The sequence below is a fragment of the Gillisella vitis genome, assembly GCF_021559775.1.
In the GTDB taxonomy this organism is placed as follows: domain Bacteria; phylum Pseudomonadota; class Alphaproteobacteria; order Rhizobiales; family Rhizobiaceae; genus Allorhizobium; species Allorhizobium ampelinum.
Map to the genome: position 1 here is coordinate 3,103,436 of NZ_CP056047.1, position 26,278 is coordinate 3,129,713.

The following is a 26,278-nucleotide window of genomic DNA, read 5'->3' on the forward strand; positions in this document are numbered from 1 at the left end:
ATGGTCATTCATTTCATGCCAGCCTTGCTCGAATACATCGTGCCGTCAGCCGCATCACATACCTTAGATTGTCCTTCAAAATCGTTACGCAACTTTGATCAATATGGATTGCCTGTGAAAGAACGGAACCGTTAAAAAAACTCGATCGAGCTTTCCACCGGCTTTTGCACTTTGACCGGCCGCTGTTCCATGGCCACGGTTTTTTGCGTTTCCGCTCCTGTCAGAGGATACTGGCGGGCACGACCGCTGATCGGCCAGAATTCCAGCTTGCGGCCATGCTCACCGCCCGTGGAAGAACCAACCACCTTGATGCCTTCATCTTTCAGAAACTGCGCAGCAAAGGCAGCATTCTGTTCGCCGACATTCGAGAACGTCGCAATCGTCTTGGCGCCTCCGAAAATCTTGGCTTCCAGACGATCGCGCCGCGCGCCCTTCTTCAAGAGGCCGTTGATCAGCAATTCCATCAGATGGACGCCATAGCGCGTGGCATCCCCGCCTCCCATGCCGGGATTGGCAGAGCCCGGCAGGAGGAAATGGTTCATACCGCCGACACCGGCAATGGGATCACGTATGCATGCAGCCACGCAGGAACCCAGGATAGTTGAAAGCACCACATTCGGGTCGCTGACAACCTTGTATTCACCTTGAATAATATGGACCCTGCGAGCCGCAGCTTCGTCACTCATTTTAATGCTCCGAAAACAGCTTCAATGGCCGCCTTCATCTTTTCGATGGTAAACGGCTTGGCGAGGACGTTATTGGCACCCAATTGGGCCGCCTTCTGCACCAGCGCCCTGTCCCCTTGGGCAGTCAGAATGATGAAGGCCGCCTTCTTGGTCGCCGGATTGGCGCGAACAGCCTGGAGAAGGCCGAGACCGTCCATCTTCGGCATGTTAAAGTCAGAGATCACCAGATGATGGGGCTGTTGCGCCATGATCTTCATCCCCTGCTCACCGTCACCGGCAGCCGTGATCTGCTTGAAACCCAGCTGAGTCAGCGCATCACTTAAAAGCAAGCGGCTGGTCACCTGGTCGTCCACTATCAGGACCTTAATTTTTTCAGCTATTGACATTATTCATAACCTTCTTTCCGTGCGGCCGTGAGTTTGAGAATTTCTTCGCCGATTGAGCCAAGCGGCAATTGATGCTCGACGGCACCCAGTTCATGGGCAACGCGAGGCATGCCATAGACCACACAGGTCTTTTCGTTCTGCCCTATGGTCCGTGCGCCTGCACTTCGCATTTTGAGCAATCCAGACGCTCCATCGCGTCCCATACCTGTCAGTATGACGCCAACAGCATTGCGTCCAGCCAATTCCGCCACCGAATCAAAGAGAACATCGACCGATGGCCGGTGTCCATTGACCGGGGGCGTGTCCAGCAAACGGCAACTGGGAGCGGATGCGTTCACCACTTGCAGATGCCGTTCTCCACCAGGGGCCAGGTAGATCTTGCCGATCTGCAATCTGGCACCGTCAGTTGCTTCCTCTACCACCGGAGCGCAGAGCCGGTTCAGCCGCTCCGCAAAACTCTTGGTGAACGTCGGCGGCATGTGTTGGGTAATCACCGTCGGCGGGCAATTAGGTGGAAATTTCTGCAACACGGCAATCAGCGCTTCGACACCCCCTGTCGAGGAACCGATCGCCACGATCTTGCGACCCACCCGAAAATCGGCCGCAGGCGTGGCAACAGGCGCCGCCTGCATGATCTGCCGGCGCTGGGAGCGGGCCGCCGCCTTGACCTTCTCGGCAAGATCGCCGAACGGACGAGCCTCACCCGGCATCGGCTTGCCGACACAGTCGAATGCGCCAATTTCCAAGGCAGCCAGCGTCGCTTCAGCGCCGCGATGGGTCATGGTCGAAACCATGATGACAGGCATCGGCCGCAGCCGCATGATCTTTTCGAGAAACTCCAAACCATTCATGTTTGGCATTTCAATATCGAGCGTCACCACATCCGGGTTCAGCTGCTTGATGGCGGCACGTGCCTCCATGGCATCCTTGGCCTGGCCAATGACGCTGACTTCCGGATCGGAATTGAGAACGGCGGTGATCAGTCCCCGCATGGTTGGGCTGTCATCGACGACAAGAACGCGAGCGGCTGATATCATGCTTTGCGCCCTCCGGTCTTGCCGGTATATTTGTAGGTGGTGATACCGATATTATCGAACAGGTTCTTCGGATCGCCAGACACCCGCTCGGAGTGGCCGATATAAAGATGACCACCTTCCGGCAGAAGCCCGGCAAACCGCGACCAAATCTTCACCTGGGTGGGCTCATCGAAATAGATCACCACATTGCGGCAGAAGATCACGTCGAACGGTCCTTTGATCGGCCATTGCGCCATCAGGTTCAGCTCGTTGAAGGTGATCAGCTTCTTGACCCGGTCATCGACCTGGAATTTCCGGCGTCCACCGACATCGACATCGCGGAACCATTGCTTTCGCATGGCCGGGCTCACGGTTTCCAGCGCCGTTTCGTCATAGGCTCCGGCCCGGGCCAGCGCCAGGATCTTCGGATCGATATCCGTTGCCAATATCCTGAAATCGTAATCGGCGGCATTCGGCATCAAGGACAGGACCGTCAGGGCGATGGAATAGGGCTCCTGCCCATCGGAACAGGCGGCAGACCAGATCCGCACGCGACCGCCAGCCTTGGCGCGGTTGATCAACCCCGGCAGAACCTCGGTGCGCAAATGATCGAAGTGATGGTTCTCACGAAAGAACCGGGTGAAATTCGTTGTCAGATGCGACAACATTTCACGACGCGCCCCGGCCCCCTCCTGGGACGATACGAGCGCGCAATACTCCCGAAAGCCACGCAATCCAAGATTGCGAATATGCTTCGACAGTCTCGAATAGACAAGGGAAGCCTTGGAATCGTTCAACGCAATCCCGGCATCGGCATAGATCATCGCAGCAATTTCGTTGAGATCGCGACGGGTCAACGGGTATTCGCCACTGGCCATGATCTCGTCGTCCGATTGCCGGCTATGCGCAGAAAAGGTCGATGTCATGCCGCTTCGCTTTCAGTTTCAGAGAAAAGGCCCGCCAGCTCAATCAAACAGATCATCCGTTTGTCAATGGCGAGGATGCCTCTTGCGTATTGACGCTCGAGATCAGACGAGACCTCAGGTGTCGGTTGGATTGTCTCATCTGTCACGCTCAGTACGTCGGACACGGCATCCACCAGCAGGCCGACGACCTTGGTCCTGGTCTGGACCACGATAATCACATGCCGGACTGTCGGTTCTGTCCGCTTCAGCCCGAGCCGGATCGCCAGATCGACGATCGGCAAGACGGCGCCGCGCAGGTTGATCACGCCCATCACGTAATGAGGAGACTGCGGCAACGGCGTTGCGGGGGTCCATCCACGGATTTCCCGCACCTGCATGATGTTGACGCAAAACTCCTGATCACCGATGCGAAACGCGATCAACTCGCGATTTCCCTGAACCAGATTTTTGACCGCATTCGACATAGAACTATCCTGCGACGGCTAACGACATTTCCTGCTTGAGAGACTGACCGCGCGAGGCAGCGACGACAGCATCCACATCCAGGATCAGAGCCACGCGGCCATCGCCCAGAATGGTTGCCGCGGCGATGCCGGGCACATGCGTATAGTTAGCCTCGAGGCTCTTGATGACCACCTGGCGCTGACCCTGAATGGCATCAACCATCAAGGCGCGCTGACCGCCACCTTCCGATTCAACCAGCAGAGCAACACCATCGATCGGGTTGGCCTGGGCTGACCGGAAATTCAGGATCCGACCGACATCCACCAATGGGCAGAAGCTGTTGCGGATCGAAATCAGCCGCTGGTTGGCCCCGAAGGAATGGATATTCTGGGCTTCTGGCTGCAAGGTTTCAACGATGGCCGTCAAAGGAACGACAAGCGTTTGGCCAGCAACGGTAACGACCATGCCATCCAGAACCGCCAGTGTCAGCGGCAAGCTCATGGTGAAAGTCGAGCCCTGACCGGGGCGCGAGCTGATGGAGATGCGCCCGCCCAAGGCCTGGATGGACCGCTTGACCACGTCCATGCCAACGCCACGGCCGGAAATGTCGGAAATCTTGTCCGCTGTCGAAAAGCCCGGCATGAAAATCAGATTGTCGATTTCCTCGTCGGACAGATTGGCGTCGGCAGCGATGATATCGTTGTCGATTGCCTTCTGGCGGACCCGTTCGCGGTTGATACCGGCGCCATCGTCGACCAGTTCGATCACGATACGACCAGACCGGTGCTTTGCCGTCAGCTTGACCGTGCCTTCCGGGTTCTTGCCGGCGGCACTACGCTTTTCGGGGGTTTCGATACCATGGTCAACGGCATTGCGGATCATGTGGGTCAGCGGTTCGGCCAGCTTGTCGATGACCGTCTTGTCCACTTCGGTGTTCTCACCTTCGGTGACCAGACGGATCGATTTGCCAACCATATCAGCAACTTCGCGCACGATACGCGACATGCGCTGGAACACCGGCTTGACCGGCTGAGCACGGATCGCCATGACCGAATCCTGGATCTCGCGGGTGAGCTGTTGCAGCTCTTCGAGGCCCATATTGATCGACGACGTGCCGTTGGTGTCATTTTCGATGACGCTCTGCGACAGCATGGCCTGGTTGATGACAAGCTCGCCCACCAGGTTGATCAGGCGGTCGACGCGATCGAGATCGACGCGGATCGTTTGCCCGGCAGCAGAAGCTGCGGACTGGTTTTGCGCAGCGGCAGCGGCGGCAGCAGCGGCTGGAGATTCTCTCTTCTCCCTGACGGCACTGACCACTTTGGTTGCCGTATCGGCGGCTTCCACGGCCTCGGCGATCAAGTCGACGGCGCTATCGTCAACTTCTTCAACGCCGCTATCGTCGTCCAGCGCGGACAGATCGAACGGCACCGGTACCATCGGCAGCTCATCGCTCCCTTCAGCAACAGTCGCTTCCTGTTCCTTGATTTCCAGTTCGCAATCCCATTCGGCAAACTCGAAAACAGTCCGAACGCCTTCTTCGCCTTTTTCGCTCTTCACCAGGATTTTCCAGGAGAAGTAGGCCTCCTCAGGATCCATGGATTCCAGCGTCGGAACGGCGCTTACATTGCAGTTCAGGCTGACTTCGCCGATGCGCGACAGATCACGCAGCAAAAGCGTGGCGTCATTGCCCTTGGCATAGAGATCCCGGCGCGGCTTGAAGGTCACTTCAAGCGGAGGAGACACAATGGGAGGCTCTTCGTCGGCAAAATCGTCAAAGGAGAATGGAACGGGTGCAAAGCCGCTATCATCCGTGGCTGCTGGCGCAGGTGCAGGCTTGGCAGCCGCCTTTGGAGCAGGCGCTGCCGCTGTGGCGGATGACGAAGGCACTTCACCCTTGGCAAGCGCTTCCAATTCCTTGACAAGGCCGCTTGAACGGGACGGATCGACGCTGCCGCCGTCACGAGAAGCATTGGTCAGGTCGGCGAGCACGTCGGCCGACTTGAGCATGACCTTCATGACTTCAATGCCCGGTTCCAGCTTATTGGATCGAACGCAATCAAGGGTCGTCTCAAAAACGTGAGCGAAGGCAACGAGATCGTCGAGACCGAACGCGCCTGCGCCTCCTTTGATGGAATGAACAGCTCGGAAAACAGCATTCACCGTCTCCGGGTCACGATCCCCATCGTTCATTTTCAGAAGACCGGATTCCAGTTCCGCGAGCTGTTCCTCGCATTCCTGGAAAAAGATCTCTTTGATTTCGTTCATATCCATCGAAGTCAGACCCCGTTAGGCGGTTACACGTTCAATCGCATCGATCAGTTTCGTCGGATCGAATGGCTTGACGATCCAGCCGGTAGCGCCAGCCTGGCGCGCACGGTTCTTCTTCTCAGCATCGCTTTCGGTCGTCAGAACGAGAATCGGAACGGCACGGTATTTTTCATTGCGGCGTACGCCCTCGATAAAACCAAAACCGTCAAGGCGCGGCATGTTGATATCGGTGACGATCACGTCGGGATTGCACTCTTCAAGCACTTCAAGACCTTCGACGCCGTCTTCGGCCTGGATGGTCTCGAAACCCGCATTGTTGAGGGTCACGAGAAGCATGTTGCGGATGGTTCTAGAGTCATCCACGGTTAATACTTTTTTCTTCATTGCCGGATCTCCGCGATCAGTTGATCGTTGTTCAAGCCCAAGAGCTGTATGGTTTTGGTGAAAGCGTCTGACGCCTTCTTTATCGAGAAGGTTTTCTGGTCTTCTTCCCAGGTTTTCGCGCCCGAGACGAGCACCTGGGCGCAAAGTGCTCCCATCCGCTCGACACCGGATGCGTCGATTTCAACTGCTCCTCCCCGCATGGACAGAAGCTTGTCCTTGAGCTGAGACGCTTCATTCAAGTCGAGCACCGATGCCAGCTTAAGCTGCGCCGATGCGCCTTTCTTGCTCGCCATAGACTGTTTCCCTACCGTTTCTATCGACCGCCCCATAAGGGTGTGAGAGTTCAAAACCTAAGCGCTTCTCCGGCACGAAAAGCCGTTTTCATCCCGAACCTTCCTCCGTTGTATAAGAGGTAGGTAAATAAACCGCTCACATCGAAAGGCCTCCTGCCCGAATCGGCACTAAAAAATCGTGCCCCCCGAAGTCCTCGGAAAAAGCCGCCATGGGCAGCTCTGCCGTTTGCGCTGATGACACCGGATAACCGTTCGACGGATTGGTCTGGCTGCCCCGATAGTGCGTGCGCTCAATGGTGAATTGCCGCACGGTCTTGCCAAGCTCGACGATCACCGTATGCAGATCGGCACTGTCATCCGCAGCCTGACGTGACAACTGTGCGCTTGCACGCGATGTTTCGCCCTGGGCTTCGAGCACGCAAGCGACGCTATCCAGGGCTGCGGCCTGCTTGGCCGTCTCGCCAGCCATCACCGAGACCGACCGATTGATATCGACCACCTGCGTCACGATGCTGGAAATCGCATCCTGGGTGCGATTGACCATCTCCACCCCGGCCTCGACCTGATGCTTGGTGGCCGCAACCAGGGCCTTGATTTCACGCGCACTGTCGGCGGACCGCTGGGCCAAAGCCCGTACTTCCTGGGCAACGACGGCAAAGCCCCGACCCGAATCACCGGCGCGAGCCGCCTCGATGCCGGCGTTCAAGGCCAGAAGGTTGGTCTGGAAGGCAATTTCATCGATAGAGCCGATAATATGGCCGATCTGCTCAGCGGAAGTTTCGATATCCGCCATGGCGGCAATGGCCTTACCAACCACCTCGCCGCTCGCTTCGACCGCCTTGACGGTCATCTCGACAGCCTGCTCGGTGAGTTTCGACTGCGCCGCGTTATGGCTGACTGTTTCGGTTACCCGCCGCAGACTGGCACTTGCCGCATCAAGGCCCGCTGCGGCCTCATCGGCCCGCACACCCAGCGCGGATCCTTGCTCGCCAAGGGCAGCGCTGACGTCCTCCGCCGTGCGGCGGCTAGCGTCCATCACGGAAACCGCAGCGCAAATGCTCTCCATCGCGCCATTGAAACTCGACACGAGATCCTGATATTCCTCGGGGACATCACTGTTCAGCCGGCTGGACAGATCGCCCTGCGACAGCGCCGTGAATGCGCCTTGGAACAGATCCGTGACGCTGGCGCGCTCCTTACGCCGCAGGTCGGCCATGTCGCGATGATGCTTGAGGCGCAATTCGTTGAAGCGCAGGGAAACGGCAATCTCCACATCCACCATGACCAGGCGAATGAGCGCGCTGACCAGCGCCTGCAATTCGGCTGCCCGCTTGCGCGAGGACGGCATGAAACCGCGATTGGCAAGATCGGCGAAGACGGAACTGACCAGACCCTCCAGAACAACGGCATGGCCGGCAATCTGCCAACGGGGATCAAGCCCCATCCGGCTTTGGCTATCAGCCAGCACTTTGACACGCTCGGCATAGAGCGCATCGAAACGCGCGTCGGTCATCACGTCCCAATGGGAAACATAGAGATCATGGAGGCGGTCGATCTGCCGCTCGCCGGTAAACTGGCGGGCCGCATCGGGTGCCATCTGCAACTTGCGAAAAAACGCGCGCAGACCCGTTTCCACGTCAGTCTCCAGCCCAACCCGGTGGCGACGCAAAAGACTGCAAGCATCCTGGTCCAGTCCGGCAAAATTCAGCCGGTCCCGCAAGCTGCCAGCCTGCGATCCACCCGTCCGTTCTGCCTCAGCGTGCTGAACCAATTGCCAATCCCCGCGGGGTCGGCCCTGTCGAACCAGGAACTGACCGCCATCACCTGTTAAATCGTCCGCATGGATGCGCTATACGCCGCATAACCTGGAGAACCGCTCTGTACTGGAGATACCGGATCGAAACCGGTACGGTGGGACTGGCATCATGCCGAGTGGGACGCGCAACGCGCCCATTCCTCCGTGTCCTACAATCTTTATGGTTAATTCGTTGATTGGAGGTTAATGTTTATTCGCTGCTCAACTTTACTGCCAAATTCTTAAAATTTGAATCGATTTGTGAAGGCGTAAACGTGAAATCAAGCTTGGAGCAAGGTTAAGTTGTGTTAATGTGGCACCAAGCGGCATGAAGGTCGAAGAGGTGAGCAATGATTGTTCTAGGAATAGGGGCTGCGCTGATTGCAGCAAGCACGATAGTGGTTGTATCGCTGAATGAGCGAGGCAAGTTAGCGGTCGCGACAAAGCCGACATTCTGACATACCATGCGTTTAACCCGCGCATGAAGAGCAGTCTTACCTAGTAAAACTGCTGGTTTTTGTCGTTTCCACTCGAAAAATTTCCCAGATGTCTGGTCCATATCCTTGTAAGGATTGGTCGACTGCCTGTGACATAGCAAATCATCTGAAGCCTTCAGAGGCGCCTTCCATGGTCCATCAGGGAACGCCATTGGCTTGAAGCTTGCCGCCTTGCCCATTCCCCTGTAGACGCATGGGGAACAGGTGCAATTGCCGGATATATCTATGAATACCGCCACGTCCCAGCCCCGCCGCCTCACCATTCTGGGGTCGACCGGCTCTATCGGAACCAACACGCTTGACGTGATCAGACAAATGGGCGGACGCGATCGCTTCGACATCATGGCCCTGACAGGGCACGGCAATGTCGCTCTTCTGGCGGAGCAGGCACTGGTGACAGGCGCAAGGCTGGCAGTTACCTCTGATGAAAATCAATATATTGCCTTGAAAGACCTGTTATCGGGCAGCGGCATCGATGTTGCAGCCGGCAGCAGCGGGCTACAGGAAGCAGCATGCCTTGAGGCGGACTGGGTGATGGCCGCCATTGTCGGGACCGCCGGTTTGCAGCCAACCTTGACAGCTGCCGCACGCGGCGCCGATATAGCGCTGGCCAATAAGGAATGCCTCGTTTCGGCTGGCGAATTGTTCATCGAGACGGTGCGTAAGGGCGGCGGCAAGATTATCCCCGTCGATAGTGAGCATTCGGCAATTTTCCAATGCCTGGACGAAAATCACCGTGACACGCTGGAGCGGATCGTGCTGACGGCTTCTGGCGGGCCGTTTCGCACCTTCACCCGCCAACAGATGGCTGATGTCAGTGTTCAAACCGCCCGCGCCCATCCGAATTGGTCCATGGGACTGAAGGTGTCGATTGGCAGCGCCTCGATGTTCAACAAGGCGCTGGAGATGATCGAGGCCAAGCACCTGTTCGATCTGACACCCGACCAGATCGAGGTTATCGTCCATCCTCAGTCGATCATCCACTCCATGGTGGGCTATAGTGACGGCTCCGTGCTGGCCCAGCTTGGCGTACCGGATATGCGCACCGCCATCGGTTATGCGCTGAGCTATCCGAAACGCGCGGCGCTGGATGTGGACCGCTTGGATTTCACCAAGCTGGCGCGGCTGGATTTCGAAGCGCCGGACCTGGACCGTTTTCCGGCCATCCGTCTCGCCCGTACAGCGCTTGAGCGCGGCGGCTTGCAGGGCGCCGTGCTGAACGCCGCCGAAGAATGTGCCTTTGAGGCTTTTGTCGAGGAAAAGATCGGTTTTCTCGCCATGGCTGATGTGGTCGAGGATGTCATGGATCATCTATCGGGCTTGGCACCGGCGACCGTGATTGCCGATGTCTTTGCCGCCGATGCACAGGCACGACGCCGAGCCCAGGAGGTCATCCTGAACCAAGGCCGCACGCGATAATCCAGAATGCTGCAACACTTTAAATCTGCAGTATAGTTTTTCTTGAGCCGATTCCGGCTTCAGGAATTATCCAGTCGCGCATACCGCAGCACGCAAGCGCTCCACATACGCACCGTCACAGCCTTCCAATGCCGTATTGCTCAGGCTGACCACGGTCAAACCGGCCTCGGGAACGATGAACCACGTATTGCCATAGACACCACCCCACTGCACCGCGCCCGGCGGCAGGGCCGTGGCCGCTGCGGCGGAATCGGTGATGACAGCACCGAGAAAGCTGAAGCGCTTGCCGGGAAGCCCCATGGGGAGATCGCCGATCTGGTTGGAGAGACACATTTGCGCAAGCTCGGGTGACATCAGTCCACCCCCACCAGTACGAATGGTTTCGAGCAGCGTCAGCACATCCAGCGCCGTGCCTGCCATCCCCCCGCCCCCGGACTGAAAGGCCCGCGGATTGAAAATTCGCGAGGGGGAAAAAGCCGGTCCTTCGCCCGATACACCGGTTGACCGCCATTGGTCTTCCATGCGCTCGGCCCTGTGTTCGCCGTCCCGATACGGAACCGCCAGCCGCGCCATATCCGTGACACGAAACCGGGCATCCGTCAGGCGCATGGGTTCGCAGACATGCTCGACCACCGCCGCCTCCAGCAGGTTTCTGCCTTCGATAGAGCCGAAATACCGGTCGAATGCCGTCGTGCTTGTTGTGCCTGGAACCGGGGCTGCTGCCCCGTCATCTTCGCCCTGCTCTCCCGCCCGCCTCTCGCCATGCACTTTGGCCACCACAGCGCCGAGCAGATCAGTGCTCACCGAATAGCCCCAACGCTCGCCAGGGGCAAAAGCCAGCGGAATGGCATTATGGCGGCTGAAATTTTCCTCAACCGTCAGATCCGTATCGAGAAGACCGAGATTGATCGCGCGCTCGCGCGGCAACCTTTGCAGCGCCGGATCATAGGTCAGACCAGATGTGTGGGTGAGCAGATGACGCACCGTGATGGCGGCAAACGTGCCGGCTGGCGTCTTTGGCCGGAACCAGGGAAGATGATCGGCCACCAGATCGTCAAGCCCCAGCAAGCCCTTGTCGATCAGAGCGAGCGCCGTGACCGCGACAAATGGTTTTGTAACGGATGCGAAGCGAAAAATCGTATCAAGCTGCACTGGAATACGCGCTTCCCGATCAGCATGGCCAATGGCCCGCCGCAGCAGGGGCTGTCCATGCCTGAACACCATGACCACCGCCCCAACCAGAGCCTCGCTTGACACAGCCTCTTCCAGCACGCGGTTGACCCGCTCGACAATCGACATCCTATCCCTCCCCTAGAGTTTGCCAGGGAAAACCGGATTCCACTTTTCCCTGGCAAACCCTAAAACAAAATGCGGGCCATGTGACCATGACCCGCACAACCTGCGCAAGAGTGAAATGGAAAAATCAGGCGACAGCCCGCGCCAGCGCACATCTCGACCAGAGCTGATGTAGGGCTCCGACCAGATGATCGACATCGGCATCGCTATGCAACGGCGTGGGCGTGATGCGCAGGCGCTCGGTTTTCTTCGGCACCGTCGGGTAATTGATCGGCTGCACATAGATATTGAAATTGTCGAGCAGGATATCGGAGATCCACTTGCATTTGGCGGCATCGCCAACCAGGACCGGCACGATATGGCTGGGATTGGGCATATGAGGAATGCCGCGCGCATCCAGAAGCGACCGCAGCCGACGTACCCGTTCCTGATGGGCGAAACGCTCGATCTGGCTGGATTTCAGATGCCGGATCGAGGCGACTGCGCCAGCAGCCAGAGAAGGCGGCAAAGCCGTGGTGAAAATAAAACCTGACGCAAATGAACGGATGAAATCGCACAAGGCGGTTGAAGCGGTAATATAGCCACCCATCACCCCAAACGCCTTGCCAAGCGTGCCTTCGATGATTGTCAGCCGGTCCATGATGCCTTCACGCTCGGCAACACCGCCGCCGCGCGGCCCATACATGCCGACCGCATGCACTTCGTCCAGATAGGTCATGGCGCCGTAGCGATCGGCCAGATCGCAGATTTCCCTGATCGGCGCGATATCGCCATCCATCGAATAGACGCTCTCAAAGGCGATCAGCTTCGGCGCCTTGGGATCGGCGGCCTTCAGCTTGGCTTCCAGATCCTTGACGTCGTTATGCTTCCAGATGACCCGTTCGCATTTCGCATAGCGGATGCCCTCAATCATCGAGGCATGGTTCAGGGCATCGGAAAAAATAATCAGGCCGGGGATCTTCTGCCCCAACGTACCGAGCGTCGCCCAGTTGGAAATATAGCCTGACGTGAAGATCAGGGCCTGTTCCTTGCCATGCAAGTCGGCGAGTTCCTGCTCCAGCAGAACATGATAGTGATTGGTGCCGGAAATATTGCGGGTGCCTCCAGCACCCGCGCCACAGTGATCGATGGCGTTTTTCATCGCCTCGACGACCTGTTCGTTCTGGCCCATGCCCAGGTAGTCGTTCGAACACCAGACGGTCACGTCATGCTGACCGTTTTCCGTGTAGCGGGTAGCCCGTGGAAAATTGCCGCGCTGGCGCTCAAGATCGGCAAAAACCCGGTAACGGCCTTCTTCGTGCAGGCCATCCAGTTCGCTCTTGAAAAACGCTTCAAAATCCATTGCGCCTGCTCCAATCTTCCTGGATCTCTTTTGAGATCGTTCGGGGCAGCGGTCAACCCCTTAAAGTGATTCTAAACTGCGACAAAAGGCACCGGCGCTGATGCGGGGTCCGATAACCACTGCCACCATCGCGGTCCGACGATCGATCTCTCCTATCGCGACAGGCCGCATGCTCGTTCAGTAGCCGATACGGATCCAAACAGACTTGATCTGTGTCAAGCTTGACGGCGCGCAGAGCAAGAGTGAACCTGAACACAGCAGACATTTATTATAGAATAAACTAAAACAAAATAACTTTAATATGGGTTACCAACCATCCTCCTCGGCTATGCGCCAAATTGCAATTTAGCGGCATTCACAACCGGAATACGAGCGGATTTCTTCATTGATCATTGTTGCAAGTCGCCTACCCTGAAAAAAATCGTCCATGCTGACAATCTCTTTGAGAGACACCTTAAAAAACAGAGCGTTTCCGGTGGACATTCGCCGCTCTCGCTATATGTTTTTGCAATGTTGGGATTCCAGCAATGGACAACAATCGGCAGGAAATGCGTCAAAAGACGACAAATAATGCTGCATAACAAAATATCAGCGCAGGGGCGGACGCGCCGGCAGACCCAAATCTGGCCAGGATAAAGAACGATCGGCGAGACCTGGGTATCCGGATAAATCCAATACGGAGATGGACATGAAAAAGGCAATTATACTCATTCTGGCAGGCTTGGCCGTCGCCGGTTGCACGGAAACCGAAAAGGGCGCCGGCATTGGCGCCGCATCGGGTGCCATCATCGGCGGCGTCGCCACTGGCAATGTCCGCGGTGCGGCGGTTGGTGCTGCCGTGGGCGGCGTAGCAGGCGCCATCATCGGACGCGTCAACGAGCAGCCGGGCCAGTGCTACTATCGTGACCGCTACGGTCGTCGCTACGTCGACAACTGCCCACGCGGCTACTGACATCCAGCCACCGCCGGATCCAGCCGTTCTCGGCCCGATCCGGCGGTGGCCATACATTACCGGAAGAGTTCACCGAGGAACTGTTTCGGCTATAATCGCAGATGGGAATAGCGATTTCGGAGCAAGGGGTGTGGGATGGTTTTGCTCTCGCCAGATTGAGGACTTCAGACACTGTTTATACCGAGTAGGGTGACATTGCCGAATGTCAGTAAAGCGTTTCGGAAGTCAGGCACCGCTCTGGCATGTGTCGTCGTGGGTGCGGCGGCTTTGTCGTTTCCAGTTGATGCCTATGCCTTCAAGATTTTCGGGATAACCCTTTGGGGCCGCGATGAAGGCAAAACGGATGTCGTTGATCCCGTGCGGTATTCTGTCGATTTACAGTCGAAAGAAGCGTCCGGCGATCGCGATGAGAAAGATGCTTCCGGCGATCTGAAAGACGCGCTGGAAAAAAGCTCGCAGCTGATACAGGAGAAGGACAAGCCGGTCTCCGGCGATCTTGGCGTGGTTATCAAGGCCCGCGAGGAACGGGAGCGGCTCCTGGCGACACTTTACGAACACTCCTATTATGGCGGCGTCATTACCATGACGGTCAATGGCACACCCCTGGATAGCCTGCCCCCCAATCCCGAATTCCCCCACACGAAACCCGTGCCGGTTAAAATAGAGGTCGAACCCGGCCCGCTCTTTACCCTCGGCAAGGTAACGTTGACCGGCGATGCCGCAAAGCTTGACCCAACGGCCTATGATCTTGTGGCAGGCAAGCCCGCCGGTTCCCTGGCGATTATCAAGGCCGCTAACAAGATGGCCGATGATCTGAAGGCGCAAAGCCGCCCTCTCGCCCGCATTTCCGACCGGCAGGTGGTCGCGGACCATCAAAGTAACCGGGTGGATGTGACTATTGGTGTGTCCGCCGGGCCAGTCGCGCCCCTGGGTCCGGTTGCAGTCTCCGGCACCAAGGCCGTCGATCCTGGTTTCGTACAGAAATATTCAAGGCTCAATGCCGGTCAGCCCTATTCGCCGGAAGATCTGCGCAAAGCATCCGACCGCTTGCGCAAGCTTAACGTGTTCTCCAGCGTGACCGTCACCCAAGCCGATAAACTCAACTCACAGGGCGCCATTCCGCTCAATATCACTGTCTCGGAAGGCAAATTCCGCTATTTCGGGGCGGGGGCAACCTATGACACCATCGACGGTGCGGGATTGCAGGGCTATTGGGGCCACCGCAACCTGTTTGGCCAGGCCGAATCTCTGCGGATCGAAGGCACGGTCAGCGGCATCGGCGAGAAAACCGATGCAACGGATTTCGATTATTCCGCTGGCATCACCTTTACCAAGCCAGGTTTTCTGCTGCCATCAGGCACACTGGAAGCCTCGATCAAGGCCGCAACACTCAGCACCGATTCCTATGATGCCGACACCATCACCGGCAAACTCGGCTATTCCTATGAGTTGACTGACTATGACACAGTCTCGGCGGCCACCGCGCTGGAATATGCCCGGATCGATGATGCCTTTGGCCGAAACGACTACCTGACCTTTTCCGTGCCTCTCGATTATGTGCGCGATACCCGAGACAACAAAATGAACCCGACCACCGGCTACCGCGCCACGCTCAGCGCCGCGCCAAGCTATGAATTCCTCGGCAGCACTGTATTTTCCAATTTCGAAGGGTCGATTTCAGGCTATTACGGACTTGGCGCGGAGGACCGTGTCGTGCTGGCGGGCAAATTGGCGGTGGGGACCTTGTTTGGCACCGGCGGGCTTGCCGATATTCCGGCAACGAGACGGTTCTTCGCTGGCGGCGGTGGTTCGGTGCGCGGCTATGGCTATCAAAGCATTTCGCCCAGAAACAGCGCGGATGACGCCACCGGCGGTCTGTCTTACATGACCGCCTCGCTGGAAACGCGCATCGGCATTACCGAAACGATTGGCCTGGTGCCGTTCTTCGATGTCGGGACCGTGTCCAGCGGGCATGTGCCTGATTTCTCCGATATCAAGGCAGGCGCGGGCATCGGCCTGCGCTATGCAACGCCGTTCGGCCCGATCCGTCTGGATGTGGCCGTACCGCTCAATCCCTATCCCGACGGCGACAAATACGGCATATATGTCGGTATTGGACAAAGTTTCTGACGCAGAAGCAGCCGTTCGGGACAGAAGAAGGTCGGAACAGACAGTGAGCGCACTCAAAACCCTATTCTCAGGCCTTGGCCGCATTCTCGCCTATGGTTTGCTGGTGCTGGCCGCGATGCTGGTCGTGGCGCTGACGCTGGTCGGCACAACGCAATTCGGCAGCCGGTTCATCGGCGATTTCGTCGCCTCGCTGGTGTCGAAGCCAAACCGGATCATCGCCGTGGACGGGATCAGCGGCCTGCTGGACGGGCATTTGCGGGTGGACACAATCACTGTTTCCGACGCGAACGGTGCTTATGGCCGAATTCAGGATCTCTCCATCGACTGGTCGCCGCTGGCGCTGATGTCACGCCGTTTCGAGGCCTCGCAGATCAAGGCCGCCTCCTTGACATTGGCCCGCAAGCCCTTGCCGACAGTGGAGACCACAACAGAAACCTCCAGCAGCAACGGTTTCAGCCTGCCGGTGGATGTCAGGGTCGAGCGGGTGTCTGTACCGGACATCCGGCTGGAGCAACCGCTGCTCGGCACTGCGGCCAAACTGGCTTTGGACGGCAATGTCGAGGCTGAACGAGGCAGTGAAGCGAACCCGCAATCCATCACCTCGCAGTTGACGGTGAGCCGGGCAGATCTGCCGCAGGCAAACCTGTCGGCCCAGCTCGCCTACGCGCCGCAGCAGAACCGGCTGGACGTCGACGCCACCTTGCAGGAGCCGAAGGGCGGAATCCTCGCCAACCTGCTGCAATTGCCAGATGATCCGGCGCTTGCGATCACGGTCAAGGGCGGCGGTCCGATCAACGACTGGAAAGGCTCGCTGACGGCAACGCTCGACGGTACACCGCGATTGGATATAACCGCCACCCATAGACTGGCTGCGGACGGTCGGCACGTGGCTGTCAATGGTGCCGGTGCCTTCGATAGCCTGTTGCCCGCCAATCTCCGCGACCTGTTTGCCGGCAAGACGATGATCGACATTGCCGCACGTCTTTCCGATGACGGTGCCTTGAGCGTGGAAAAAGGCAGCGTCGAGACCGGCAGCCTGTCGCTTGCCGCCAGCGGCACCTATACGCCGAAAGGCGAAAATTCCCTTCACGCGACACTGACCGGCAAGAATGGCCCTGCCGCGATCCGTTGGCCGCTGGACGATGGCACCCTCGCCGCCCAAGTCTCCGGCTTGACATTTAGCCTGACCGGGGCAGCCGAAGCGGCAAAACTTGAAACCACCACGGCGCTGGAGAGCCTGACACTGCCGCAGGGCACGTTTGGCGATATCGCCCTTAAAGCAAGTGCGCCTGCTTTCAACCTGACCACCCGTTCCGGCAGCATCGATACCACACTGACCGTACAGCAAGCGCAGCTGACGGACTCGACGCTGGCGCGCGCCGTAAAGGCACCCCTGACCCTCAAGGCACCGATTGCGGTCAGCCCTCAGCAGATTGCCGCCCAACCGCTCACCATCGAAAGCCCGGCGCTTGGCGGCAGCGTGACGGCTGCCTATACCATCGCCAGCAAGGCCGTGGAGGCACAATATACACTGTTTGCGCGGCCTGAAGCGCTGCCACAAGCCGTGACGGAAAAGCTAGTGGGAACGCCTGGTGGCACCGAGCAAAGCAATATGGTGAAGCTTTCCGGCGAGGCACGCTATTCCGCAGGTGATGGGATTGTCATTCCCGGTTTTACGCTGGAAACACGGCTGCTGAACGCTTCGGGCAAACTGTCTTTTGTCAGGCAGCAGCTGGCCACCACACTATCGGGGATGATCACCGATCTCAGCATCTTGCAGGCCAATGCATCGGGCAAGGCCGCGTTCGAGCTTGAGGCCAATGGTCCCATCAATGCCTTGCAGACCAATGGCACGATCACCATCGATGCCGCAAAGCTTGCTGGCCGCGCCCTCACTGGCTTTTCCATGGCGGCGAAAGCCGACCTGACACGCGGCGCGCCCTCTGCAACGCTGACCGCGCAAGGCGCGCTGGATGGCAAGCCGGTTCGGTCCAATCTCAACCTCACCTCCAAAGACGGCGTCATCGCACTGCCGGATCTGAGCTTGACGGTGGGTGACAACAGCTTGAACGGCGCCTTGAACTTTTCCCGTGCGCTGCTTCCCAGCGGTTCTGTCGATTTTGACTTTCCCGATCTCGGCCTGCTGGCCGCCCTTGGCGGACAGACCGCATCGGGCGATCTGAAAGGCTCCATCAGACTGGATGAGGCCAATGGCAAGATTGCCGCCCGGATCAAGGCCGAGGGCACCGCCATTCGCCAGGGTTCGACAACAATCGCGCAGCCGTCGGTCGATGTGACCACCAACGACCTCCAGTCGCTGGCCTTGCAGGGCATGGTGAAGGCGGACCGGATCTCCAATGGCTCTGCTCTTGTGGAACAGCTGGCGCTTCAGTTCGACCGGAGAGGAACCCGCACCGATATCGACCTTTCAGGACGATATGACAATGCACCTTTGACCGGAAAAGCACTGGTGCAGCAGGATGGCAATAGCATCGGCATTGCGCTTCAGGATTTTGCCGTCAGCCCACGCGGCATCGCCATAACGCTAGCCCGGCCCACTGATATCACCGTGGAAAATGGCACGGCGACAATCGAGACGCTGACCATCAAGGCCGGCAGCGGCACAATCACGGTCGCTGGCAAGGCAGGCGCGGCTCTGGATATGACAGCGCAGATCAACGCGCTCCCCGCCTCGCTTGCCAATACATTTTCGGCCAATCTGGGCGCGACCGGCACACTCTCCGGCAAGATCACCGCCACCGGCAGCACATCTGCGCCGAAGATCGCTTATGACCTGCGCCTCGACGATGCCAGCGTCACGCAGATGCAGTCCGCTGGCCTGCCACCTCTGGCGATTACCGCGTCCGGCACCTTTGCGGACAATCGCCTCTCCGTGGACAGCCGCGTCACCGGTGGCGGCGGTCTGAATGTCACAGGCGGCGGCTCGCTGACGCTAGCAGGCGACAAACCCATCAACATGGCCTTCAAGGCTAATCTGCCGCTCACCGCATTGCAGGGCCTGTTGACCAAGCAAGGATTGACGGCAGAAGGCAATGCCAATGGCGATATCCGCATTGGCGGCACCCTGTCCTCCCCGGCGTTATCCGGTACCATCAGCACGGCCAAGGCCCGGCTGATTGATGTGAAACACAATATCGCTCTTGAGCAATTGGCCGTGGACATTGCCTTGACCGGCGATCAGGCCCGGATCAACTCCGTCACCGGCAGGATTTCCGCCGGAGGCAGAGTGTCGGCGACCGGCACGATCGACCTGAAGGGTCAGGGATTGCCCAGCGACCTGACAATCAAGCTCGACAACGCCATCTACATCGATGGTACCTTGGTCACCGCGACCGTCAACGGCAGCATGGGGTTGAAAGGCCCCTTGCTGGATGGACCGACCCTGTCCGGCAAGCTGACACTGGACAAGACCTCAATCACCATTCCGTCCCGGCTGCCGGGATCGATTGCCCAACTCGACATCAAGCACAAGAACGCTCCGGCCGACGTGCGCCGCCAAACGGCAATTCTCAATCCAGAGAAAACGGGGGATGGCAGTAGCTCGCCGATTCTGCTCGATCTGCAAATCGCGGCACCCTCGCAAATCTTCGTGCGCGGACGCGGAATCGACGCCGAACTGAACGGAACCGTGACCATCAAGGGCAGTATCGCAGCACCGCAAGTCTCGGGTGGCTTCACCATGCGTCGGGGCCGGATGGTCATTCTCACCAAGCGGCTGGATTTCAGCTCAGGCAAAATTACCTTTAGCGGTGGCCTTATCCCAGTCGTCGACTTCGAGGCTACCAGCACATCAGGCAGCACGACGCTGACAGCCAAGGTATCCGGCGTGGCGACCGACCCGGATATCAGCTTTTCATCCGCCCCCGCCCTGCCGCAGGACGAGGTCCTCGCCCAGCTTATTTTCGGCCAGTCGATGGCGAAACTGTCGCCGCTGCAAATTGCTCAATTGGCGGATGCCGTCGGTCAGTTGGGCGGTGGCAATTCGACATCCCTGTTCAACAGTCTTCGCAGCGCTGTTGGCGTCGACGATCTCGACATCAGCACCGATTCCAAGGGCAATACCCAGTTCAGCGCCGGAAAATATCTGAACGACAAAACTTATCTCGAATTCCAGCAGGGCAGCAGCGGCAGCAAGGCCGTGATCAACCTGGATGTCGGCCGTGGCTTCAAGCTGAAAGGCGAGGCTGGCGCCAGTGGATCGAGCGGCGGCGGTGTGTTCTATGAGAAAGAATACTAGAGTTTGTTAGACACACAACGTCTCCGACAGGTGTCAAGGCGCGATCCACTCGCTCTACAGCCTCGTAATTTATAAGTGTGCGATGCATAACACCTTAAATTTCCTGCGTAATTTCTTAAATCAAGCTGAGATCAGGGAATTATGGAAAAACAAAACCGTGCATCGCCAGCGCTTTATCACACGCATAAATCCCAACTCAATATTTTTTCATGCTCCGAATCCTTTTCTCTTTAAATCCGGCGAGGATTTAAGGAATTGTACAGCGGATTGTCGGTAGAATTCAGCTTGATAAGCCCCGACCTCCGGTGTCCGTAACGTCCCTGGAAAGACGGGAGCTATCGATACATTTCAAAGGATGCTTGAATAGCTATTTCTTAACAAAATACCCGTATGAATATAGGGCTTAAGGCAAGGTCGTTGATCACACAACAAAGGATGTGAGAATGCGCTCCGCACTTGACGTCGCACGAGCCAACACAGTTGGCTTTATGCATAGGCTCTTGGATCTAAAAAATCGATCTCACTGAAGAATTCTACGAACAGTCATTGAAATTGACATTCGTATTCAACGTTCAATTTCCCAAGGTGAGGATGCGATTCACATCTTCAAACCCTTGGTATGGTTCGAGAAATACAAACACCACGACTACGAGCACCACCGCGTCATCAGGGAATGCCCCAACAGGATACGCGTGCTACAGGACACAGAGGAAGAACGATGCTGGGTTTCGGTTCAGATGCAGAAAACATTCTGTCGGCGCTTGCAAAATCTCAGGCCGTCATTGAGTTCGATCTCGAAGGCACGATCATCACCGCCAACGACGTGTTCTGTCGGTTGATGGGATATCGGCCCGAAGAACTCAAAGGGCGCAAGCACGCGCTGTTTTGTGATCCTTCCTATGTGTCCTCTGCGCAATATAAGGCCTTCTGGCAAAAGCTGTCAGGCGGGCAATCCGAAACGGCCACCTTCAAGCGGATCAACAAGGCAGGCCAGGAGGTCTGGATCAACGGCTCCTATAATCCCGTCTGCAACAGCCGAGGCAAGCCCTACAAGGTGGTAAAGATCGCAGCCGATGTCACCACCGCACAGTTGCAGACCCTCGAAGACCGCGGCAAGATGGCCGCGATTTCACGCGCTCAGGCAGTCATTGAATTTACCAAGACCGGAGAGATTCTTTCTGCCAACGAAAACTTCCTGAGAGTGCTGGGATATAGCCTGGCGGAAATCCAGGGCAAGCATCATTCGATGTTCTGCGAACCCTCTTACACCGCGAGCCGAGACTACAAACTGTTCTGGGAAAAACTCAGCAATGGCGAGTTCATCGCAGAAGAGTTCAAGCGCATCGGCAAGGGCGGTAAAGTGGCATGGATTCAAGCCTCCTATAACCCGATCTTCGATGCCGACGGCAAGGTGATCAAGGTGGTGAAATTCGCCACCGATGTCACTGACCGGGTGCGGTGCGTGCAGGAAATCGGGCACGCTTTGCAGGCTCTTTCGGATGGCGACCTGACGGTGACGCTGGAGCGGCCTTTTGTGTCAGGCCTCGACCAGATCCGGCTGGACCTGAACAATGCCATGGAAAAACTGACAACCGCGATGCGAACCGTGGCCATGAACGCCAATGCAATCGCCGCTGGAACCAACCAGATCAAATCCGCTTCTGACGATCTTTCCCGCCGCACCGAGCAGCAGGCTGCCTCTGTCGAGGAAACCGCCGCAGCCCTTGAGGAAGTAACCCAGACGGTCACCGACAGCGCAAAACGGGCCGCCGAAGCCGCCAATCTCGTTGCTCGCACTAAGGCCCAGGCTGAAGCCTCAAGCCAGGTGGTTCGCAACGCCATTGACGCCATGGGCCAGATTGAAAACTCTTCCAATGAGATTTCAAACATCATCGGCGTGATTGACGATATCGCCTTCCAGACCAACCTTCTGGCGCTGAATGCCGGAGTTGAAGCCGCCCGCGCGGGCGAGGCCGGCAAGGGTTTTGCCGTCGTTGCCCAGGAAGTACGCGAACTGGCGCAACGCTCTGCCAAGGCCGCCAAGGAAATCAAACTTCTGATCACTACGTCAAGCAACCAAGTCGAAACCGGCGTATCGCTGGTGGGCGAAACCGGCAAGGCGCTGACGACGATCCTGGCGGAAGTTCAGGAGGTCAACCGTAATATCGGCGCCATTGTCGAGGCTACTCGGGAACAGGCAACCGGCCTTAGAGAAATCAACAAGGCCGTCAACACCATGGACCAGAATACCCAGCAGAATGCCGCCATGGTGGAAGAAAGCTCGGCGGCGAGCCATGGCCTTGCCCAACAAACCGAAAACCTGCGCAACCTGCTCGAACAATTTAGATTTGAGAAACATTCTTCCGCTAGGATGAGCCATGACAAATATGCGGCTTAGCGGTAATCGCTACGCATCGCATGGACGAACATCGGACTAATGATCGCAATACAGCCCCGGCGGGTAACCTGTTTACAGGAAGCGGAGGGCGAAAGACAGGCGGGACGGATATCATGGCAACACCTATTACCCCTACCAGCTTCGGCGGTGAAAACCTCGAAATCATCGCGTTTCGCCTGCATGATCAGGAGTTTTGCGTCAAGACCACCACAATCCGGGAAATCCGCGGCTGGGCGCCTTCCACGCCCATTCCGCATGCACCGGCCGATGTGATCGGCGTGATGAACCTGCGCGGTTCGGTCATTCCGATCATTGATCTTGCCTACAAGCTCGGCATGAAGAGCACGGTTGCCAATGAGCGCTCCGCCATTGTCGTCGCCGAAGTGCACAATATGGTCATTGGCATGCTGGTGGACCGGGTGTCCGACATCCTGACCATCCCCTCAAGCCAGGTTCAGCCGGTTCCAGAAGTTTCGGCCTCTTTTGACAAGACGTTTTCCGAAGGCATCATCGCCAATGAAAACGGCATGATCTGCTTCCTGAACCTTTCCAAGATGTTCAAGGGCAGCGAGCTGGAAGAGCTTGCGGCCTGATCTTATAAAACGATAATATCAAAAGCGGCCTCATCGGGCCGCTTTTTTGTTTTTGTGCTTTTGCTCTCTTCTGCATGGCTCGGATCAAAAATGCCGCCCTGCTTTTAAGCAGGGCGGCATGACGAGATCGGTTAGCCAAACAGCACAAGCGTGCTGCGCAGAGTGACCCAAACACCCCAGAGCAAGGGAATGCCGACAACGGCCCAGGCGAGTGCCGCCTTGGCGTCGAAACCGCCTTTGCCAATGCCGAACGAGCCGGTCGGGCCAGCACTGGCGGCAGCGGTCTTGGCCTGAAGGGCGGCAACCTCGTCATCCGACATGAACCATTTCTCCGGCAATGGACGGATCAAGGCATTGGCGACAAGGCCGAGCGCCAGCATGCCGGCCAGGATATACATCGTGCCGGTATAAAGTGCGGGACCGGGAGAAATCCCGGCAGCAATCTGGGCTTCGCGGATATAGTTGACCACGACAGGACCGACGATGCCTGCCGTTGCCCAGGCGGTCAGCAATCGGCCATGAATGGCGCCCACGAATTGCGTTCCGAAAATATCGGCTAGATAGGCCGGAATGGTGGCAAAACCGCCGCCATACATCGACAGGATGACGCCGAAAGCCAGAACGAACATGGCCTTGGAGCCTAGACCCGCCAAAGTCGGTGCTATCGCATACAGCAGGATGCCGAGCAGGAAGAAGCAGTAGTAGGTGTTCTTGCGCCCGATCTTGTCCGACATCGACGCCCAGAAAAACCGTCCGCCAATGTTGAAGAGCGACAACAACCCGGTAAATCCGGCAGCGATGGCGGCGATCTGCGCCTTTTGCGCGGTGTCCAATTGCGAGAATGTCAGGTCCGGCAGACCGATCAGTGAGCCGGCAAAAATTTCCTGAAGCATGGGCGAGGCCATGCCGATCACCCCGATACCCGCCGAGACATTCAGGCAGAGCACGGCCCAGATCAGCCAGAACTGCTTGGTCTTGTGGGCATCGCGCAGATGCACGTGGCGATGGGTAATCATGCTGCTTTTGGCAACAGGCGGGGTCCAACCTTCTGGACGCCAGCCGGCGGGCGGAATGCGGTAACCGAAAGCGCCGCCCATCATGAAGACAAAATAGATAGCGGCCATAACCACGAAAGTCTGCCAGACGCCCGGCCCGGCATCGGACCGGAACACGCCCATCAGCAGATTGGCGAGCGGCGCACCGATCATCGCCCCGCCGCCAAAGCCCATGATTGCCATACCAGTCGCCATGCCGCGCCGGTCGGGAAACCATTTGATCAACGTAGATACCGGAGAAATATAGCCAAGGCCAAGCCCGATACCGCCGATGACGCCTGCGCCGATCCACATCAGCCACAGTTGATGGGTGAAAACCCCCAGTGCCGCGACCAGAATGCCACCGCACCAGCAGCAGGCCGAAACAAAACCGGCACGACGCGGACCAACCCGCTCCAGCCAACCGCCCCAAAGCGCTGCGGAACAGCCAAGCAGCACGAAGAACAATGTGTAGATCCAGCCAAGGTCGGCAACGCGCCAATTACACTCGGTGGTGAACAGCGCGCCGACAAGCGACAGACCAGCGCAGCTTGCAGGCGCGGCGGTACCCAATGCCTTGCTGAGCGGCAGCCAGAACACGCTAAAGCCATAGGCCATGCCGATGCACAGATGAATGGCAAGCGCTGCTGGTGGCACCAGCCAACGATTGAAACCCGGTTTTGCAATGATCCGTTCCCGATCAAGCAAACCGGCAGATGATGACAGCGCTGTCCCCGGCGCATTCGTAACTGCCATAAATATCCCTCCTCGTGCTTCTATCCAAATGGAGGCCCCAGCCGCATTTGGAGAAGTCGTTGCTCAAACAAAAAACCAGCGCATGATGGCATGACCAAAGTGAATGCATCACGGCACTGGTTAGCTTGTCTATTCCCATCACTACCTGTAGCGGACAGCGCAACCGCCGCCGCCACACATAGCGCGTCTGTCGAAAGGCCAGATATGGCCCTAATCAACCTGTTCAAATCTTTAGAATATTTGGCGCCATGCACACTATGCCGTCGCCCGTTCGGTCGGCCTTTCAGACTGTCCCCTGCCCCGCCATTCCAAAGGCATCGGCACTATTATCCACCGGACGTTTGATCAGTTTCGCTGCCTCGATCACCAGCGGGTCAAATCCGTCCCGACCTGCATCAATCATCTCGAAAAACTGGCGGCGCATGCGCGGTTCCCAGAACTTGTTGATGTGGGTTGCCACGCCCTGCACCCGCTCATGCTCCGGCTGCGTGTTAAAGAACTGGGCGATCTGGTTTGCCATGCGGATCAGTTTTTCAGCAATATGGTCATGCGACATCGGCGGAAACCCCGGATATTATGCGGTCAGGACGGGTAAAGACTTCAAAATCATCGCCCCGGGCAATGCCGATCAGGGTCATGCCCGCCGCCTGCGCCGTGCGGATGGCAAGAGCGGTTGGAGCAGAAATCGCCAATAGAATCGGCGCACCCAGCATGGCCGCCTTCTGCACCATCTCCACCGACAACCGGCTGGTGACGACCACCACGCCGTCTTCGCCCCGGCGTCCGGCCTTCAACACCGCACCGACCAATTTATCAAGAGCATTATGACGCCCCACATCTTCCCGGATCGCCAGCAGGCCTTCGCCGGGAACGAAGAAACCAGCCCCATGCACCGCATGGGTTTGCCGGTTAAGCGCCTGCGCCCGGCTGAGCGCATCGATAGCCTCACGGATATCCGCCGGTGTCAGCGTCAATCCGCCGGTGACGATCGGTACATCCCGGCTGGCCTGTTCGATTGACTCAATGCCGCAGAGACCGCAACCAACCGGCCCCGCCATACGACGGCGGCGGGTCGTCAGGGCGTCCGCTGTCGTATCCAGCAGCGTCACCTGCACATCGATGCCGCTTCCCGCCTCGACCGGCTCAATATCGAGAACCTCATCCAGCCGGGTAATAATGCCCTCGGCCAGCGAAAAGCCCAGCGCAAAATCCTCGAGATCGGCGGGCGTCGCCATCATCACGGCGTGGGTAGAGCCGCCATAGGAAAAGGCCACCGGCACTTCCTCCGGCACGATCCGGTGGGCCTCCTTGGTCATCCCTTGGCGATACTGCACCTGCGGCACGAGACAGGTGGTTTTCATCTCCGGCATGACAGCAAAACCCTCCTTCCCGTTATCCTCCC

The 26,278-nt window shown here is 57.8% G+C and carries 20 protein-coding genes; 6 read left to right on the forward strand and 14 right to left on the reverse strand.

Features of this window, described 5'->3' with window-relative positions; translation table 11 throughout:
* Nucleotides 1–131: 131 nt before the first annotated feature.
* The 9 genes from cheD to AVCG78_RS14445 all read right to left on the reverse strand — a co-directional run bounded on the left by cheD (nt 132) and on the right by AVCG78_RS14445 (nt 8,177).
* Nucleotides 132–686, reverse strand: a complete 555-nt coding sequence (cheD, locus tag AVCG78_RS14405) for a chemoreceptor glutamine deamidase CheD (RefSeq protein WP_015917355.1) — start codon at nt 684–686, stop codon at nt 132–134.
* The gene (locus AVCG78_RS14410) at nt 683–1,072 is read right to left on the reverse strand and encodes a response regulator (RefSeq protein WP_015917356.1); all 390 of its coding nucleotides are present in this window, start codon (nt 1,070–1,072) and stop codon (nt 683–685) included. The genes cheD and AVCG78_RS14410 overlap by 4 nt, the downstream gene beginning before the upstream one ends.
* Complete coding sequence (gene cheB, locus AVCG78_RS14415; protein ID WP_015917357.1) at nt 1,072–2,109, reverse strand: protein-glutamate O-methylesterase CheB; 1,038 nt, start codon at nt 2,107–2,109, stop codon at nt 1,072–1,074. The genes AVCG78_RS14410 and cheB overlap by 1 nt, the downstream gene beginning before the upstream one ends.
* On the reverse strand, nt 2,106–3,014 hold the full coding sequence (gene cheR, locus AVCG78_RS14420) for a protein-glutamate O-methyltransferase CheR (RefSeq protein WP_015917358.1): 909 nt from the start codon (nt 3,012–3,014) through the stop codon (nt 2,106–2,108). Before cheR ends, cheB begins: the two co-directional genes overlap by 4 nt.
* Nucleotides 3,011–3,478 (reverse strand): chemotaxis protein CheW, encoded by a 468-nt coding sequence (locus AVCG78_RS14425; RefSeq protein ID WP_015917359.1) that lies wholly within the window; start codon nt 3,476–3,478, stop codon nt 3,011–3,013. Before AVCG78_RS14425 ends, cheR begins: the two co-directional genes overlap by 4 nt.
* 4 nt (nt 3,479–3,482) lie before the next feature.
* Nucleotides 3,483–5,732 carry a chemotaxis protein CheA gene (locus tag AVCG78_RS14430; RefSeq protein WP_071203240.1) on the reverse strand — a complete coding sequence of 750 codons (2,250 nt, stop codon included), beginning with the start codon at nt 5,730–5,732 and terminating at the stop codon, nt 3,483–3,485.
* A gap of 15 nt (nt 5,733–5,747) precedes the next feature.
* On the reverse strand, nt 5,748–6,113 hold the full coding sequence (cheY1, locus tag AVCG78_RS14435) for a chemotaxis response regulator CheY1 (protein WP_006726298.1): 366 nt from the start codon (nt 6,111–6,113) through the stop codon (nt 5,748–5,750).
* Nucleotides 6,110–6,406, reverse strand: coding sequence for an STAS domain-containing protein (locus tag AVCG78_RS14440; protein ID WP_071203273.1), 297 nt, complete (start codon nt 6,404–6,406; stop codon nt 6,110–6,112). The genes cheY1 and AVCG78_RS14440 overlap by 4 nt, the downstream gene beginning before the upstream one ends.
* Nucleotides 6,407–6,542: 136 nt before the next feature.
* Nucleotides 6,543–8,177, reverse strand: a complete 1,635-nt coding sequence (locus AVCG78_RS14445; protein ID WP_234665146.1) for a globin-coupled sensor protein — start codon at nt 8,175–8,177, stop codon at nt 6,543–6,545.
* A gap of 746 nt (nt 8,178–8,923) precedes the next feature.
* Between AVCG78_RS14445 and dxr the strand changes: the two genes are divergently transcribed.
* Entirely contained in the window at nt 8,924–10,117 is a 1,194-nt protein-coding gene (dxr, locus tag AVCG78_RS14450) for a 1-deoxy-D-xylulose-5-phosphate reductoisomerase (RefSeq protein ID WP_015917363.1), read from the forward strand.
* 66 nt (nt 10,118–10,183) lie between these two features.
* On the opposite strand, the gene AVCG78_RS14455 is transcribed toward dxr, so the two are convergent.
* Nucleotides 10,184–11,416, reverse strand: coding sequence for a serine hydrolase domain-containing protein (locus AVCG78_RS14455; protein ID WP_156582682.1), 1,233 nt, complete (start codon nt 11,414–11,416; stop codon nt 10,184–10,186).
* Between the two features lie 124 nt (nt 11,417–11,540).
* Entirely contained in the window at nt 11,541–12,755 is a 1,215-nt protein-coding gene (gene hemA / locus AVCG78_RS14460) for a 5-aminolevulinate synthase (protein WP_015917365.1), read from the reverse strand.
* A gap of 688 nt (nt 12,756–13,443) precedes the next feature.
* On the opposite strand from hemA, the gene AVCG78_RS14465 reads away from it, so the two are divergent.
* The 5 genes from AVCG78_RS14465 to AVCG78_RS14485 all read left to right on the forward strand — a co-directional run bounded on the left by AVCG78_RS14465 (nt 13,444) and on the right by AVCG78_RS14485 (nt 23,086).
* Nucleotides 13,444–13,707, forward strand: coding sequence for a glycine zipper domain-containing protein (locus tag AVCG78_RS14465; protein ID WP_015917366.1), 264 nt, complete (start codon nt 13,444–13,446; stop codon nt 13,705–13,707).
* A gap of 177 nt (nt 13,708–13,884) precedes the next feature.
* Complete coding sequence (locus tag AVCG78_RS14470; RefSeq protein WP_409065480.1) at nt 13,885–15,837, forward strand: autotransporter assembly complex protein TamA; 1,953 nt, start codon at nt 13,885–13,887, stop codon at nt 15,835–15,837.
* A 43-nt stretch (nt 15,838–15,880) separates the two neighbouring features.
* Nucleotides 15,881–20,095 carry a translocation/assembly module TamB domain-containing protein gene (locus tag AVCG78_RS14475; RefSeq protein ID WP_071202940.1) on the forward strand — a complete coding sequence of 1,405 codons (4,215 nt, stop codon included), beginning with the start codon at nt 15,881–15,883 and terminating at the stop codon, nt 20,093–20,095.
* A gap of 718 nt (nt 20,096–20,813) precedes the next feature.
* Complete coding sequence (locus tag AVCG78_RS14480) at nt 20,814–22,493, forward strand: methyl-accepting chemotaxis protein (protein WP_080517008.1); 1,680 nt, start codon at nt 20,814–20,816, stop codon at nt 22,491–22,493.
* A 113-nt stretch (nt 22,494–22,606) separates the two neighbouring features.
* Nucleotides 22,607–23,086, forward strand: coding sequence for a chemotaxis protein CheW (locus tag AVCG78_RS14485; RefSeq protein ID WP_015917370.1), 480 nt, complete (start codon nt 22,607–22,609; stop codon nt 23,084–23,086).
* Between the two features lie 131 nt (nt 23,087–23,217).
* On the opposite strand, the gene AVCG78_RS14490 is transcribed toward AVCG78_RS14485, so the two are convergent.
* The 3 genes from AVCG78_RS14490 to fdhD form a co-directional block, all read right to left on the reverse strand.
* Complete coding sequence (locus AVCG78_RS14490) at nt 23,218–24,876, reverse strand: OFA family MFS transporter (protein ID WP_071203247.1); 1,659 nt, start codon at nt 24,874–24,876, stop codon at nt 23,218–23,220.
* Between the two features lie 283 nt (nt 24,877–25,159).
* Complete coding sequence (locus AVCG78_RS14495) at nt 25,160–25,432, reverse strand: formate dehydrogenase subunit delta (protein ID WP_071202946.1); 273 nt, start codon at nt 25,430–25,432, stop codon at nt 25,160–25,162.
* The gene (gene fdhD, locus AVCG78_RS14500; protein ID WP_409065481.1) at nt 25,422–26,237 is read right to left on the reverse strand and encodes a formate dehydrogenase accessory sulfurtransferase FdhD; all 816 of its coding nucleotides are present in this window, start codon (nt 26,235–26,237) and stop codon (nt 25,422–25,424) included. The genes AVCG78_RS14495 and fdhD overlap by 11 nt, the downstream gene beginning before the upstream one ends.
* Nucleotides 26,238–26,278 lie beyond the last annotated feature (41 nt).

Bases quoted from the DNA above. Each gene is read 5' to 3' on its own strand.
- cheD (WP_015917355.1), bottom strand. From the start codon at position 686: ATGAGTGACGAAGCTGCGGCTCGCAGGGTCCATATTATTCAAGGTGAA.
- AVCG78_RS14410 (WP_015917356.1), bottom strand. From the start codon at position 1,072: ATGTCAATAGCTGAAAAAATTAAGGTCCTGATAGTGGACGACCAGGTG.
- cheB (WP_015917357.1), bottom strand. From the start codon at position 2,109: ATGATATCAGCCGCTCGCGTTCTTGTCGTCGATGACAGCCCAACCATG.
- cheR (WP_015917358.1), bottom strand. From the start codon at position 3,014: ATGACATCGACCTTTTCTGCGCATAGCCGGCAATCGGACGACGAGATC.
- AVCG78_RS14425 (WP_015917359.1), bottom strand. From the start codon at position 3,478: ATGTCGAATGCGGTCAAAAATCTGGTTCAGGGAAATCGCGAGTTGATC.
- AVCG78_RS14430 (WP_071203240.1), bottom strand. From the start codon at position 5,732: ATGGATATGAACGAAATCAAAGAGATCTTTTTCCAGGAATGCGAGGAA.
- cheY1 (WP_006726298.1), bottom strand. From the start codon at position 6,113: ATGAAGAAAAAAGTATTAACCGTGGATGACTCTAGAACCATCCGCAAC.
- AVCG78_RS14440 (WP_071203273.1), bottom strand. From the start codon at position 6,406: ATGGCGAGCAAGAAAGGCGCATCGGCGCAGCTTAAGCTGGCATCGGTG.
- dxr (WP_015917363.1), top strand. From the start codon at position 8,924: ATGAATACCGCCACGTCCCAGCCCCGCCGCCTCACCATTCTGGGGTCG.
- AVCG78_RS14455 (WP_156582682.1), bottom strand. From the start codon at position 11,416: ATGTCGATTGTCGAGCGGGTCAACCGCGTGCTGGAAGAGGCTGTGTCA.
- hemA (WP_015917365.1), bottom strand. From the start codon at position 12,755: ATGGATTTTGAAGCGTTTTTCAAGAGCGAACTGGATGGCCTGCACGAA.
- AVCG78_RS14465 (WP_015917366.1), top strand. From the start codon at position 13,444: ATGAAAAAGGCAATTATACTCATTCTGGCAGGCTTGGCCGTCGCCGGT.
- AVCG78_RS14480 (WP_080517008.1), top strand. From the start codon at position 20,814: ATGCTGGGTTTCGGTTCAGATGCAGAAAACATTCTGTCGGCGCTTGCA.
- AVCG78_RS14485 (WP_015917370.1), top strand. From the start codon at position 22,607: ATGGCAACACCTATTACCCCTACCAGCTTCGGCGGTGAAAACCTCGAA.
- AVCG78_RS14490 (WP_071203247.1), bottom strand. From the start codon at position 24,876: ATGGCAGTTACGAATGCGCCGGGGACAGCGCTGTCATCATCTGCCGGT.
- AVCG78_RS14495 (WP_071202946.1), bottom strand. From the start codon at position 25,432: ATGTCGCATGACCATATTGCTGAAAAACTGATCCGCATGGCAAACCAG.
- fdhD (WP_409065481.1), bottom strand. From the start codon at position 26,237: ATGAAAACCACCTGTCTCGTGCCGCAGGTGCAGTATCGCCAAGGGATG.